At 34.4% G+C, this 14,496-nt stretch carries 10 protein-coding genes; 9 read left to right on the forward strand and 1 reads right to left on the reverse strand.

The annotated features are described in order from the left end of the window. Positions 1 to 555 precede the first annotated feature (555 nt). The 6 genes from ACNQGO_RS12635 (at position 556) to ACNQGO_RS12660 (ending at position 9,877) form a co-directional block, all read left to right on the forward strand. On the forward strand, positions 556 to 2,331 hold the full coding sequence (locus tag ACNQGO_RS12635; protein WP_417985467.1) for an AMP-dependent synthetase/ligase: 1,776 nt from the start codon (positions 556 to 558) through the stop codon (positions 2,329 to 2,331). Between the two features lie 22 nt (positions 2,332 to 2,353). Then, a complete protein-coding gene (locus ACNQGO_RS12640) occupies positions 2,354 to 3,406 on the forward strand; it encodes a proline iminopeptidase-family hydrolase (RefSeq protein WP_417985468.1) in 1,053 nt (350 codons plus the stop codon). Positions 3,407 to 3,837: 431 nt separating this feature from the next. Then, positions 3,838 to 4,320 carry a MarR family winged helix-turn-helix transcriptional regulator gene (locus ACNQGO_RS12645; protein ID WP_309755153.1) on the forward strand — a complete coding sequence of 161 codons (483 nt, stop codon included), beginning with the start codon at positions 3,838 to 3,840 and terminating at the stop codon, positions 4,318 to 4,320. Between the two features lie 60 nt (positions 4,321 to 4,380). Continuing rightward, the gene (locus ACNQGO_RS12650; protein ID WP_417985469.1) at positions 4,381 to 6,771 is read left to right on the forward strand and encodes a 3-hydroxyacyl-CoA dehydrogenase/enoyl-CoA hydratase family protein; all 2,391 of its coding nucleotides are present in this window, start codon (positions 4,381 to 4,383) and stop codon (positions 6,769 to 6,771) included. A gap of 78 nt (positions 6,772 to 6,849) precedes the next feature. Continuing rightward, the gene (locus ACNQGO_RS12655; RefSeq protein WP_417985470.1) at positions 6,850 to 8,031 is read left to right on the forward strand and encodes an acetyl-CoA C-acyltransferase; all 1,182 of its coding nucleotides are present in this window, start codon (positions 6,850 to 6,852) and stop codon (positions 8,029 to 8,031) included. 40 nt (positions 8,032 to 8,071) lie between these two features. After that, the gene (locus ACNQGO_RS12660) at positions 8,072 to 9,877 is read left to right on the forward strand and encodes an acyl-CoA dehydrogenase family protein (protein WP_417985471.1); all 1,806 of its coding nucleotides are present in this window, start codon (positions 8,072 to 8,074) and stop codon (positions 9,875 to 9,877) included. Between the two features lie 159 nt (positions 9,878 to 10,036). Here ACNQGO_RS12660 and ACNQGO_RS12665 read toward each other — a convergent pair whose 3' ends face one another. Then, entirely contained in the window at positions 10,037 to 10,990 is a 954-nt protein-coding gene (locus tag ACNQGO_RS12665) for a YihY/virulence factor BrkB family protein (RefSeq protein WP_417985472.1), read from the reverse strand. Positions 10,991 to 11,216: 226 nt separating this feature from the next. Between ACNQGO_RS12665 and ACNQGO_RS12670 the strand changes: the two genes are divergently transcribed. The 3 genes from ACNQGO_RS12670 (at position 11,217) to ACNQGO_RS12680 (ending at position 14,435) form a co-directional block, all read left to right on the forward strand. Next, complete coding sequence (locus ACNQGO_RS12670) at positions 11,217 to 11,744, forward strand: superoxide dismutase family protein (RefSeq protein WP_417985473.1); 528 nt, start codon at positions 11,217 to 11,219, stop codon at positions 11,742 to 11,744. Positions 11,745 to 11,857: 113 nt separating this feature from the next. Further along, complete coding sequence (locus tag ACNQGO_RS12675) at positions 11,858 to 13,054, forward strand: LETM1-related biofilm-associated protein (protein WP_417985474.1); 1,197 nt, start codon at positions 11,858 to 11,860, stop codon at positions 13,052 to 13,054. 490 nt (positions 13,055 to 13,544) lie between these two features. Continuing rightward, entirely contained in the window at positions 13,545 to 14,435 is an 891-nt protein-coding gene (locus ACNQGO_RS12680) for an NADP-dependent isocitrate dehydrogenase (protein ID WP_417948119.1), read from the forward strand. Positions 14,436 to 14,496: the final 61 nt, after the last annotated feature.

Genomic DNA, 14,496 nt, shown 5'->3' on the forward strand with positions numbered 1-14,496 from the left:
AATTTCAGGTAATAATAATTTGATTAGCTCACTAAAAGAATCTTGCATTTGTATCTATTTTTAAAATACAAATATCGAAATTTAATATTTCCCCACAGGTTTTAGACTTGATCCATTATAATTGCGACACTAGCACTCAATTATCATTCCCTTTTAAAGTTCAAAACTTCATACTTTGAATCCAATAATAGGGTACTATTTAATCTCCAAATACAAAAAATTAAGTTCTTAAGAATAAACGTTGCCATAAATACCCAGCTATATTTAAGGTGATACAGACACCTAAAATCGAAATATCATCAGCTACTTAGAAGATTTTATAAAAATAGCTGTTTACTTTTCTGTAAAAAAGTAAGAAGTCATCTTGGTAACGAATTCATTTAGAAAACCTATAAAAATCAAATTCGTAGTTTACTATCAACTTTTTACACTTAATCCGAAGAAAACGATTTCGTAAAAAGTGTCATTTCTAGTTTAATTTTTCATTTAATTTTTGAAATTTAACAATTTTTATTAAATTTTATTTAATTTGCGCGTCAATTCAATTTTCGCATAATGACTTCAATCACCAGACTTTTTGATTTTCCCTATTATCAACAAGATAAATACACTTCAATTCCAGATGCTTTAACAACAAAGCAAAATGGAGTTTGGATAAAAACTTCTACACAAGAATACATTGCAAAAGCAAATGCTGTTTCGAGAGCACTTTTGAAAATGAATGTTCAAAAAAACGATAAAATTGCCATTATTTCTACTAATAATAGAACCGAATGGAATATTATGGATATTGGTGTGTTGCAAACTGGTGCGCAAACTGTTCCCATTTACCCAACAATTTCTGAAGATGATTACGAATATATACTGAATCACTCTGGCGCAATCTACTGTTTTGTATCGGATGCAGAAATTTTAAGGAAGATAAATTTAATTCGTGATAAAATTCCAAATGTGAAAGAAGTCTATTCTTTCAACGAAATTGAAGGCTGTAAAAACTGGAACGACTTACTAATTTTAGGTGTTGATAATGGAAATCAAAGCGAAGTTGAGGATCGAAAAAACAATGTGCAATCCAAAGATTTGGCCACTATCATATATACTTCTGGCACAACAGGAAGACCAAAAGGAGTGATGCTATCACATCAAAATATTGTTTCAAACGTATTGGACAGTGCTTCTAGAATTCCTTTTGAAGCAGGAAAAAGCCGTGCATTGAGCTTTCTTCCTATTTGCCATATCTTTGAAAGAATGATTTTATATTTATATCAATATTATGGAGTTTCAGTATATTTTGGTGAATCAATTGATAAAATTAGTGACAATCTAAAAGAAGTTAGACCAACTGTTATTACTGCAGTTCCACGACTTTTAGAAAAAGTATACGATAAAATTTACGCAAAAGGAACTGAATTAACAGGCATCAAAAAGAGTTTATTCTTTTGGGCAATAGATTTAGGACTGCGTTATGAACCTTACGGAAAAAATGGTTTTTGGTATGAGTTCCAACTAAAAATTGCTCGCAAACTTATTTTTAGCAAATGGAAAGAAGGTTTGGGTGGCAATCTTGATCTAATGGTTTCAGGTAGTGCCGCTTTACAACCTCGATTGGCTCGAATATTTGCAGCAGCAGAAATTCCAGTAATGGAAGGATATGGTTTAACCGAGACTTCGCCTGTAATATCCGTTAACGATATTAGAAATAACGGTTTCAAGGTCGGCACCGTGGGGAAAGTAATCGATAACGTTGAAGTAGTTATTGCTGAAGATGGGGAAATTCTTTGCAAAGGACCTAATGTAATGATGGGTTACTATAAAGACGAAAAATTAACTAGCGAAGTAATTACAAACGGATTCTTCCACACAGGAGATATTGGAGTTTTTGATGATTATGGCTTCTTGAAGATCACCGATCGTAAAAAAGAAATGTTCAAAACCTCAGGAGGAAAATACATTGCACCGCAGTTAATCGAAAATACGATGAAACAATCCCGTTTTATTGAGCAAATTATGGTAATAGGTGACGGACAAAAAATGCCGGCAGCCTTCATTCAGCCCAATTTTGATTTTATAAAAGAATGGGCTATCATACATGAAATTGTTCTTGGAAAAAGCAACGAAGAAATTGTTTCAAATGAAAAGGTTATTGCCAGAATTCAAGAAGAAATTGACAGTCTAAATGAAAAATTTGGAAATTGGGAGAAGATAAAACGTTTTGAACTTACACCTGACGTGTGGTCTATTGAAGGCGGACAGCTCACTCCTACTCTAAAACTGAAACGAAAAATAGTGATGGAGAAATATATTGATTTGTTCCATAAAATCTACAATTAGATTTTGATAAAACCGTTCCGCTATGAAACTAAAAGTCTTGATTTGCTCCGTTATAAGTGTGTTCTTTTTTTCTAATTGTCAAGAAAAACAAAAGCTAGATTCCATAAAGGACAATTATTTAGACTTTTCTAAACGGGACGACCAGCTAACTGGTGGCATCAAAATGATTCCGATTAAAACGCCTAAAGGCACATTCAACGTTTGGACAAAACGAGTAGGCAATAATCCAAAAATAAAAGTACTGCTCTTGCACGGTGGGCCGGGATTGACACACGAACTCTATGAATCTTTTGATGGGTATTTTCCTAACGAAAGTATTGAATACATCTATTACGACCAATTGGGTTCGTATTACAGCGACCAACCAAAAGATAACAGTTTATGGACCAATGAACGTTTTGTAGATGAAGTAGAGCAAGTACGCATCGCATTAGGATTAGACAGTTCTAATTTTTACCTGATGGGACAATCTTGGGGCGGAATCCTCGCCATGGAATACGCTTTGAAATATCAAAAAAACCTCAAAGGATTGATTATATCTAATATGATGGCGAGTGCAGCGGAATATAATGCTTACGCAAAAGACATTCTGGCTCCGCAAATGGACCCCAAAATCCTAAAGCAATTACAGGATATCGAGAATAATAATGATTTTGATAATCCAAAATACAGTGAATTACTTTTTAAATATTATTACACAGAACATGTATTGAGAATGCCACTCGAGAAATGGCCAGAATCCATCAACCGGTGTTTCAAGCATATTAATCCTAATGTATATGTGTATATGCAAGGGCATAGTGAATTTGGAATCACCGGAAATGCAACCCTTAAAAATTGGGATGTAAAAGCCAGACTGAAAACCCTAACAGTTCCTACCTTAAGTATTGGTTCTAAATACGACACGATGGATCCCGAACACATGAAATGGATTGCTAACGAAGTTCAAAACGGACGTTTCTTGTTTTGCCCTAACGGAAGCCACCTTTCGCAGTATGATGATCCAAAAACCTATTTTCAAGGAGTAATCAAGTTTTTAAAAGATGTGGACGATGGAAGTTTTAAAACATCTTAAAAAATAATTTCAATTGAAAACCACGAATAGACTTCGTGGTTTTTTGATTTTACAAAGAGAATAAAAACTATAAAACGGTTTACTTACTATCTAAAAAATAGCGATTCCCAACATTGCCAAACTATTACTACTTATCATAAAAAAAGTCTGTGCTTGAACTCATTTTGGATAACTTCTTCCTTTTTATTTGCGTAAGGGACCGAAGTGGCATCCTTTTATAAAATCCCATTTTTTTTTGGGATTTTATAAAAGATATAACGGAGCGCCCGACCCGCAGGGATACGCCCAAAAAAAAATATTTGAAAAATTAGTTTAAAGAACTCTATTTCAGTGTAGTTTTTTTATATTTAATATCTTTTAACAAAAAAATAGTCGAATATATTATGCGTGCATAGTATTTTTTATTATATTTGAAATCGATATAGTTACTTATGAAAGATAAAACGATAGATTATATTTTACGTGCCACTTGGCAAGCTGTGGCTAGAATGTATAATGAGGAAGCGTCGAAATACGATGCGAGTATGGCTACCGGATTTGCTTTATTGAGTATAGACAAGGAAGGCGGAACGCCATCGACTTCTTTAGGTCCAAAGATGGGGATGGAAGCAACAAGTTTGACTAGAACCTTAAAATCAATGGAGGAAAAGGGTCTAATTATTCGAAAGAAAAACCCTGAAGATGGTCGCGGTGTATTGATTTACCTTACCGATTTTGGTAAAGAAAAAAGAGAATTATCTAAAAATACCGTGTTGAAATTTAATGAAACGGTTAAGCAGCATATTTCAGAAGAGAAACTGCAACACTTTATAGAAGTGGCAGATACCATTAATGAATTAATTATAGATAAAAATATTTTTAATCCAACAAGTGTCAACGAATTAACAGAGAAAATAGAAAACGAAATCGCATAATATAAAGTAGTGATACTTTTGAACGAAATCTTTTCAAATACCAAACAAATATAACAAAGTATGAAACGCACAATTAAAAAAGTTGCAGTGATTGGATCCGGAATTATGGGCTCAGGAATTGCTTGCCATTTTGCCAATATTGGGGTAGAAGTCCTACTATTGGACATTATTCCAAGAGAATTGACAGATGCAGAAGCTAAAAAAGGTCTTACGCTGGAAAGCAAAGTAGTAAGAAACCGATTAGTAAATGAGCATTTATCCAACTCTTTAAAATCGAAGCCCTCTCCTATTTACAGTCAAAAATTTGCTAGCCGAATTACTACTGGAAACACAACGGATGATATGGCTAAGATTGCTAATTTAGATTGGATTATCGAGGTAGTTGTGGAGCGTTTGGATATTAAAAAATTGGTTTTTGAACAAATTGAAAAATTTAGAAAGCCAGGAACTTTGGTAACATCAAACACTTCTGGGATTCCAATTAACTTTATGAGCGAAGGACGTAGTGAAGATTTCCAAAAACACTTCTGCGGGACACACTTTTTTAACCCAGCGCGTTACTTAAAATTATTCGAAATCATACCTGGTCCACAAACTTCATCAGAGGTTTTGGATTTCTTAACTATATACGGAGAAAAATTCTTGGGCAAAACTTCGGTTGTTGCCAAAGATACTCCAGCATTTATTGGGAACCGTATTGGTATTTACGGAATTCAAAGTTTGTTTCACTTGGTAAAAGAGTTGGGATTAACGATTGAAGAAGTTGATAAATTGACTGGCCCAGTTATTGGTCGTCCAAAATCGGCTACTTTTAGAACTGTAGATGTAGTTGGATTGGATACTTTGGTACATGTTGCCAATGGGATTTACGAAAATTGTCCAAATGACGAACAACACGAATTGTTTAAACTTCCAGAATTTGTCAATAAAATGATGGAAAACAAATGGTTGGGAAGCAAAACAAATCAAGGTTTTTATAAAAAAGAAGGAAAAGATATTCTGACTTTAGATTTAGACACTTTAGAATATAGAGCAGCCAAAAGAGCTTCTTTTGCAACTTTAGAGTTGACTAAAACTATTGATAAACCCATCAATAGATTTAAAGTTCTTGTAAAAGGGAAAGACAAAGCAGGAGAATTCTACAGAAAAAGTTTTTCTGGTATGTTTGCTTATGTTTCGAACCGTATTCCTGAGATATCTGATGAATTATACAAAATAGACGATGCCATGAAAGCTGGTTTTGGATGGGAAAATGGACCATTCGAAATTTGGGATGCCATTGGAGTTGAAAAAGGAATTGAAATCATGAAAGCCGAAGGTCTTGAGCCTGCTGCTTGGGTTTCTGAAATGATTGCTTCTGGAAGTAAAAGTTTTTACACTATTAAAGAAGGAGCTACCTATTTCTACAATATTCCAACTAAATCACAAACTAAAGTTCCGGGTCAAGATGCTTTTATCATCCTGAACAATATACGAGAAACCAAAAAAGTTTGGAGTAATAGCGGTGCTATCATCCAAGATTTGGGAGATGGAATTTTGAATTTAGAATTCCAATCTAAAATGAATACCATTGGAGGTGATGTTTTGGTTGCTATCAATAAAGCGATCGATTTGTCCGAAAAAGAATATCAAGGTTTGGTTATTGGAAATCAAGCAGCAAATTTCTCTGTTGGAGCCAATATCGGAATGATTTTCATGATGGCAGTGGAGCAAGAATATGATGAGTTGAATATGGCCATCAAAATGTTCCAAGACACGATGATGCGAGTGCGTTATTCTGGAATTCCAGTAGTAGTTGCTCCACACGGAATGACTTTTGGTGGTGGTTGCGAGATGAGCTTACATGCAGATAAAGTGGTTGCAGCGGCTGAAACCTATATGGGTCTTGTTGAATTTGGTGTTGGGGTTATTCCTGGCGGTGGAGGTTCGAAAGAATTGGCGATGCGTGCATCTGATTTATTCCGTAAAAATGATGTGGAATTGAATGTTTTACAAGAATATTTCATGACTATTGCTATGGCAAAAGTATCGACTTCGGCTTATGAAGCCTTTGATACTGGACTTTTACAACACGGTAAAGATATTGTAGTGGTAAATAAAGACCGTCAAATTGCCGAAGCTAAGAAACATGCCTTATTAATGGCCGAAGCAGGCTATACACAACCAATTAGAAGAACGGATGTGAAAGTTTTGGGTAAACAAGCCTTAGGAATGTTCTTAGTAGGAACCAATCAAATGGTTGCTGGTAAATACATCTCTGAACACGATCTAAAAATTGCAAACAAATTGGCGTATGTAATGGCTGGTGGAGATCTATCAGAACACACTTTGGTATCTGAACAATATTTATTAGACATTGAGCGCGAGGCATTTTTGTCACTTTGTACCGAAAGAAAAACACTAGAACGTATCCAGTTTATGTTAACCAAAGGGAAACCACTTCGCAATTAATTTTAAATTATAAATTATGAATTTTAAATGCCTTTCAATTATTTCAGGATTTAAAATTCAAAATTCAAAATAATAATTATGAAAACAGCATATATCGTAAAAGCATACAGAACGGCAGTAGGTAAAGCACCAAAAGGAGTTTTTAGGTTTAAAAGACCTGATGAATTGGCTGCCGAAACCATCGAATTCATGATGAATGAATTGCCTGATTTTGATAAAACCCGTATTGACGACGTGATGGTAGGAAATGCCATGCCGGAGGCAGAACAAGGTTTGAACGTAGGTCGTTTAATCTCTTTAATGGGATTGAAAGTAGATGATGTACCAGGAGTTACCGTAAATAGATATTGCGCTTCAGGGCTAGAAACTATTGGAATGGCAACTGCAAAAATTCAATCTGGAATGGCACACTGCATCATTGCTGGTGGAGCTGAAAGCATGAGTTTTATTCCAATGGGAGGCTACAAACCAACTCCGGATTATGCTGTCGCAAAAGCTGGAAACGAGGATTACTACTGGGGAATGGGACTAACATCCGAAGCAGTGGCAAAACAATTCAACATTTCTCGTGCAGATCAAGATGAATTTGCTTTTCAATCTCACAACAAAGCATTGAAAGCTCAGGCTGAAGGAAAATTTGACAAACAAATTGTTCCTATTACAGTAGAGCAAACTTTTATCAATGAAAATGGTAAAAAAGAAACCAAATCATATGTAGTTACTAAAGATGAAGGTCCTAGAGCTGGAACTTCACTTGAAGCATTGGCGGGTTTAAGACCAGTTTTTGCTGCTGATGGTAGTGTTACAGCTGGAAACTCTTCGCAAATGAGTGATGGAGCCGCATTTGTTCTAGTAATGAGTGAAGAAATGGTTAAAGAATTAAACTTAGCACCAATTGCGCGTTTGGTAAACTTCGCCTCTGCAGGAGTGGAGCCAAGAATCATGGGAATTGGTCCCGTAAAAGCAATTCCAAAAGCATTAAAACAAGCTGGACTGACTTTGAATGACATTGATTTAATTGAGTTAAACGAAGCTTTTGCTTCACAAGCGTTAGCAGTAACTCGTGAGTTGAACTTGAATCCAGATATTATCAATGTGAATGGTGGAGCAATCGCATTAGGTCACCCACTGGGTTGTACTGGAGCTAAATTATCTGTTCAGTTATTCGACGAAATGAAACGTAGAGGAAGTAAGTACGGAATTGTAAGTATGTGTGTAGGTACTGGACAAGGCTCTGCAGGTGTTTACGAACTTTTGTAAGCTTAGATTTTAAATAAAAAACATATTAAAAAATAAAAAAATGGCAGATACAATTGAAAAAAACGTAACCCGTGGTGGTCAGTTTTTAGTTAAAGAAACAAAATGTGAAGATATTTTCACACCTGAAGATTTTACAGAAGAACAATTAATGATGCGTGACTCTGTGAAAGAGTTTGTAGACAAAGAGTTGTGGGCACACAAAGATCGTTTTGAAAAAAAGGATTATGCTTACACGGAAGAATCCATGAGAAAAGCTGGTGAGCTTGGACTTTTAGGAGTTGCAGTTCCAGAGGCTTATGGCGGATTAGGAATGGGATTCGTATCGACAATGTTAGTTTGCGACTATATTTCTGGGGCAACAGGTTCATTCTCGACTGCTTTTGGTGCACACACTGGAATTGGAACTATGCCAATTACTTTGTATGGTTCGGAAGAACAAAAACAAAAATATGTTCCAAAACTTGCTTCAGGTGAGTGGTTTGGTGCGTATTGTTTGACAGAGCCAGGTGCTGGATCTGACGCAAATTCGGGAAAAACAAAAGCTGTTTTATCTGAAGATGGAAAATACTATACCATCACAGGGCAAAAAATGTGGATTTCGAATGCAGGTTTCTGTAGCGTATTTATCGTTTTTGCTCGTATTGGAGATGATAAAAATATTACCGGTTTCATTGTAGAAAACACTTCAGACAATGGAATTTCAATGGGTGAAGAAGAGCATAAATTAGGTATTCGTGCTTCCTCTACACGACAAGTTTTCTTTAATGAAACTAAAGTGCCTGTTGAAAACATGTTATCTGAAAGAGGAAATGGTTTCAAAATTGCCATGAATGCTTTGAACGTAGGTCGTATCAAATTGGCTGCTGCTTGCTTGGATGCACAACGAAGAGTGATTTCTGGTGCAGTGCAATATGCTAATGAAAGAATCCAGTTCAATACAGCCATTGCTCAATTTGGTGCAGTTCGTTCTAAATTAGCTGAAATGGCAACTAGCTGTTATGCAGGAGAAAGTGCTTCTTACCGTGCTGCTAAAGATATTGAAGATCGTATTATTGCTCGTGAAGCAGAAGGAATTTCTCATCAAGAAGCAGAATTAAAAGGGGTTGAAGAATATGCTATCGAATGTTCCGTATTGAAAGTAGCGGTCTCTGAAGATGTACAAAATTGTGCTGATGAAGGGATTCAAATTTTTGGAGGAATGGGCTTCTCAGAGGATACACCGATGGAAAGCGCTTGGAGAGATGCTAGAATTGCTCGTATCTATGAAGGAACCAATGAAATCAACAGAATGTTATCTGTAGGAATGTTGATCAAAAAAGCTATGAAAGGTCACGTAGATTTACTAGGACCAGCTTCAAAAGTTCAAGAAGAATTAATGGGAATTCCATCTTTTGAAACTCCTGATTATTCTGAATTGTTTGCAGAAGAAAAAGAAATGATTGGCAAATTGAAAAAAGCGTTCTTAATGGTAGCTGGTGGAGCGGTTCAAAAATACGGTCCAGATCTAGATGCGCACCAACAGTTGCTTATGGCTGCTTCTGATATCTTAATTGAAATCTACATGGCTGAAAGCACAATCCTTAGAACTGAAAAAATGGCTAAAAAAGAAGGAGAAGCAAAAGTACTAGAGCAAATAGCAATGGCTAAATTATACTTGTACAAAGCAGTTGACATTGTAACTCAAAAAGGGAAAGAAAGTGTTATTTCTTTTGCTGAAGGAGATGAACAACGCATGATGCTAATGGGTTTACGTCGTTTTACAAAATACACCAATATGCCAAATATTGTAGCGTTAAGAGAAGTAATTACAACAAAATTAGTAGCAGAAAATACATACTGTTTCTAATTGTAGAAAATTTTGTTTTTAGTATTTTAGTTGTTAAAAAACCGTCAAGTTCAATAAGAGGCGGTTTTTTTATGCAATATCCTTTTATTATTTTCGTTATTGCAAATTCAAAAGATCGTTCACAACTTAGTCGGATATTTTATTTAATAGAATCGTAAACTATTCTTGTTCGCTTTGTTCGATTGCCTTTGCCTTAGCATTTTTTTTCAACTCAACGACTTCAACCTTTATTGCAACTGCATATCCGTTTGGGATTATTTTATTACCATGAGCATTAGCATAAACTTTAGTAAATTCGGCTCCAAAATACAGTATGATCGCTGAGTAATAGACCCAAATTAAAATAATAACTACAGATCCTGCAGCACCATAAACTGTAGCCACAGTGGAACTTCCCAAGTAAAAACCAATTCCAAATTTACCGATCATAAAGAAAAATGAAGTAAAACTCGATCCTATAAGCGCATCTTTCCAATCAATATCGCCATCGGGCAAGGTTTTGAAGATAATAGCAAATAAAATTGTAGTGGTTAAAAACAAGATGATGATATTAAAAATATAAAATATGTAAACTGTTGTATTGGGAAAATAAACAAGTAAGCGCGTATTAATAACATCCATTACTGTATTTACCATTAAACTCACCATTAGTAAAAACCCAACAGAAGCTATCATAGAAAATGACATCAATCGGTTTTTGATAAACTTCATAATGCCTTTATTGGGTTTGGCTTTTAAACCCCAAATAAAATTAATCGAACTTTGTATTTCTGCAAAGACACCTGAGGCACCAATTAAAAGCATAATTCCCCCAAAAATAGCAGCAAAGGTATTACTATCGCTAAGTTCGATATTCTTGATTGTTTCTTGAATTTGAATCGCTGCTTGATTCCCAACCATACCATTAATTTGACCAAAAAATCGGCCTGTAACCGCTTCTCTACCAAAGAAAAAACTAAAAATGGAAAGAATAATTATTAATAAAGGTGGAAGAGAAAAAATTGTATAATAGGAAAGTGAGGCACTTAATTTTATGGCATTATCATCATCAAATTCGTGATAGGTACGTTTTAAAAGGGTCCAAGTGGTTAAGGCAATTTCTTTATGTTTCATTTTACAAATCTGAGATTTAGGGTAGACTTATTAGTGGGTATAATCTAATGTTTAAAAACAACATAAAGCTATATCCGTTAATGCATAGATTGAAGAATTAAAATTACAAAGTTATTCAATACCAATAAAAAATGTAATTTATATAATTCCTACATTTTGTTATGATTCACTTAAAAATCTAATTACCTACGATTCAAAAAGTCTTATCTTTGAAATAAAACCTACCATGAAAAAATTAGTTGTACTATTCGGAATTGTTTTGGTTGTTTTAATTGGTTGTAAGACCGGTACAATATTAAGTAATGATAAAGTTTTGGTTGTTGTTTTCGAACCAAAAAGCAATAGCACCGTTATTGGCACCGCAACCTTTATTGAAAATGATGGTTTTGTTACCATGGTTGCAAAACTTAAAGGATTAACTCCAGGAGTTCACGCCATACACATTCATGAAAAATCAGATTGTACTGCAGCAGATGGTAGTTCAGCTGGAGGTCATTGGAATCCAACTTTCAAGAAACACGGAAAATTAGGTGAAGGCGAAGCGCATAAAGGCGATATTGGTAATTTTACAGCTAATTCAAAAGGTAATGGTTCGATCACATTTACAACAAGTGAATGGGGAATTAGTTCTGCAGATGAAACCAAAAATATTATTGGTAAAGGATTAATTGTGCATCAGGGCGCAGATGATTATGTTTCCCAACCAGCAGGAAATGCGGGAGCTAGAGTTGCTTGTTCTGCATTAATACGATAATGTTTAAATCCCTTAAAATAGCCGTCTCTTAATACTAACGAGATGGTTTTTTAATTTTAAATTCAACGTGAAAACCATAAAAAAATATAGCTTTGTACCTTTAAAGAAAAGTAATGATTAACCCCTCGGCATCTGGTTGGATTGATAAATTTTTTAATGAACAAAAACCTTTAGAAAAAACGTTTCCTAAAACTACCGATACTTTTTATCAAAAACTTAGAGAAACAGGTTTTATATATGGTCATATCATTTCATTTGATACTGCAAATGCGGTTGAAACCAAAGGTTGGTTCAAAGAAGAAATTTCTAAAGTGGCACTGTTAAATACTTTATATGGAATTTTTTGTATTACTTATGATGATAGTAGTCCGATAAATTTCATTAAGCAGGCGGTAAACTTTTACAACCAAATGAATCCTGAAGGTTTCAGTTTGTTGAAAAAAATTCTTCCAAAAAATTCTATTTCTTTAACTTTAGAAAAAATAATTGACGAGCGCGTTCAAACAAACGATGGTATAATTAGCAAAAATTTTTCCCATTTAGTAACTAACGCACTACTATTTATAGATGTTTTGGCTTTTCGACAGTACTTATTACATGGCACAATACCCGAAAAATATTTAAAAAAAATTGAAGAAACTATTGTCAATATTGTTACACTAGCTCTAAAAATCAAAACAGAAAAATCGCAATACGATGATTTATTGATTAAACTTTTTGAGGCATCCATTCGGTACAGTAAATTCTCGAGAATCTCTTTACCAAGCTTGGAAACGCTGCAACTCGATTATTTTACGCATGAACTGGAACATTATTATTTTGTAGATATTGCCGGAATGGCATTATGGAGCGATGGAAAAATCGAAAATAATGAAGCTTACTTTTTACATTCTCTTGCTGACATTATTTCAGTTCCAGATGCCTTTGTAAAAGAAAGTATCCTAAATACCAATGCGTTTATTGCAAAACATAAGAAAGAGATTCCTTATTTCAATTATTCGAATCCCGTAAAGCATTTTTACGATCACACGACCCAAAGTGTAGCTACACTAGTAAGTCGTAACAAAAATCGCTTACTTAAGGAAATAATGCAAAGCAAAGAGTTGATGGTACTTTTGGCCCACTCTACACTTAGAGATCTAAATGAAAAAGAAAAGAAAAAAGTAAAAAAACAACTATTAGAAATTTGTAAAACCATTCCTTCACTTACTATTTTTTTACTTCCGGGGGGCAGTTTATTGCTTCCTATTCTAATCAAATTTATTCCAACTCTACTTCCTTCTGCTTTTAATGAAAATTTAGAAGAATAACATCCCTTTACAATACTACAACGAAGCGAGTGCATAGTTTTTTCCTAGAATTGAGAAAATACCATCAAAGTATCTTTTACTTAATGAAGGATTTGACTAATTAAAAGCACGGATTTTATAAACTAACTCCCTCTTTATTAGGCGATTACTTTTTTGTTAAGAAGAATCTTATTCCTATTTCTAAAGAAACAACATCTTTTAAACACGCATTGACTATTAGCATTTTCTTTAAAATTTAGAAGTGAAAATAAATTTTAGCTGCTTTCTGTAAGCTAACATTTGAAGCATCTTTTTCTATGCTATCAGAATACTAAAAATCACTCAAAAATTGAATTTTAAGTATTTTATTAAAGCTATTCAAGCCAAAATTTTTTGAAAACTTACTGCTTTATTATTAATTAATATTTTTTATGTTTTTAATTAAATATATAAATAAAAATTTATTGATTAAAAATTCCAAATTTGCACCATCAACTTATAAAACAAAAACATGACTCGAATTACAGTAGCAAAAGGAGACGGTATTGGTCCTGAAATCATGGATGCAACTCTTAGAATAATCTTGGCAGCTGGTGCTCAATTAGAAATTGATGAAATAGAAGTAGGAGAAAAAGTTTATTTATCCGGCAATACATCTGGTATCACTTCAAAATCTTGGGACATCATTAGAAATAACAAAATTTTTCTAAAAGCACCCATTACAACTCCTCAAGGTGGAGGTTACAAAAGCTTAAATGTAACTACCAGAAAATTCCTTGGACTCTATTCTAATGTAAGACCGTGTATGAGTTTACATCCCTTTGTTGAGACTAAACATCCTAAAATGGATATCGTGATTATCCGCGAAAATGAAGAAGACTTGTATGCAGGTATCGAGCACCAACAAACGGACGAAGTAATTCAATGTTTAAAATTAATCAGTAGACCTGGTTGTGAAAAAATTGTACGCTATGCATTTGAATATGCCAAAGTGTATGGTAGAAAAAAAGTGACCTGCTTTACGAAGGACAACATCATGAAGCAAACTGACGGATTGTTTCACCAAGTTTTTGATGAAATTGCCTTGGAATATCCCGAAATAGAAAATGAACATTGGATTATCGATATTGGTGCAGCAAAAATGGCAGATACTCCAGAAATTTTTGATGTCATCGTTACACTAAATCTATATGGTGATATTCTTTCTGATATTGCGGCACAAATAGCAGGATCCGTTGGATTAGCAGGATCTGCTAATATTGGTGAAGAACGTGCAATGTTTGAGGCCATTCATGGTTCGGCGCCGAGACGTGCAGGTCAAAACTTAGCAAACCCATCCGGATTATTAGAAGGTGCAGTGATGATGCTTAATCAAATTGGACAAACAGTAATAGCAGAATAAGTACAAAACGCTTGGTTAAAAACTATCGAAGTCGGAATTCATACCTACGATATTTATAATG

Origin of the sequence: Flavobacterium frigidum (genome assembly GCF_048286735.1) — a bacterium.
GTDB lineage: Bacteria > Bacteroidota > Bacteroidia > Flavobacteriales > Flavobacteriaceae > Flavobacterium.

Excerpts from the sequence above, each read along its gene's own strand:
- ACNQGO_RS12635 (WP_417985467.1), top strand. The coding sequence starts at position 556 with ATGACTTCAATCACCAGACTTTTTGATTTTCCCTATTATCAACAAGAT.
- ACNQGO_RS12645 (WP_309755153.1), top strand. The coding sequence starts at position 3,838 with ATGAAAGATAAAACGATAGATTATATTTTACGTGCCACTTGGCAAGCT.
- ACNQGO_RS12650 (WP_417985469.1), top strand. The coding sequence starts at position 4,381 with ATGAAACGCACAATTAAAAAAGTTGCAGTGATTGGATCCGGAATTATG.
- ACNQGO_RS12640 (WP_417985468.1), top strand. The coding sequence starts at position 2,354 with ATGAAACTAAAAGTCTTGATTTGCTCCGTTATAAGTGTGTTCTTTTTT.
- ACNQGO_RS12655 (WP_417985470.1), top strand. The coding sequence starts at position 6,850 with ATGAAAACAGCATATATCGTAAAAGCATACAGAACGGCAGTAGGTAAA.
- ACNQGO_RS12670 (WP_417985473.1), top strand. The coding sequence starts at position 11,217 with ATGAAAAAATTAGTTGTACTATTCGGAATTGTTTTGGTTGTTTTAATT.
- ACNQGO_RS12680 (WP_417948119.1), top strand. The coding sequence starts at position 13,545 with ATGACTCGAATTACAGTAGCAAAAGGAGACGGTATTGGTCCTGAAATC.
- ACNQGO_RS12660 (WP_417985471.1), top strand. The coding sequence starts at position 8,072 with ATGGCAGATACAATTGAAAAAAACGTAACCCGTGGTGGTCAGTTTTTA.
- ACNQGO_RS12675 (WP_417985474.1), top strand. The coding sequence starts at position 11,858 with ATGATTAACCCCTCGGCATCTGGTTGGATTGATAAATTTTTTAATGAA.
- ACNQGO_RS12665 (WP_417985472.1), bottom strand. The coding sequence starts at position 10,990 with ATGAAACATAAAGAAATTGCCTTAACCACTTGGACCCTTTTAAAACGT.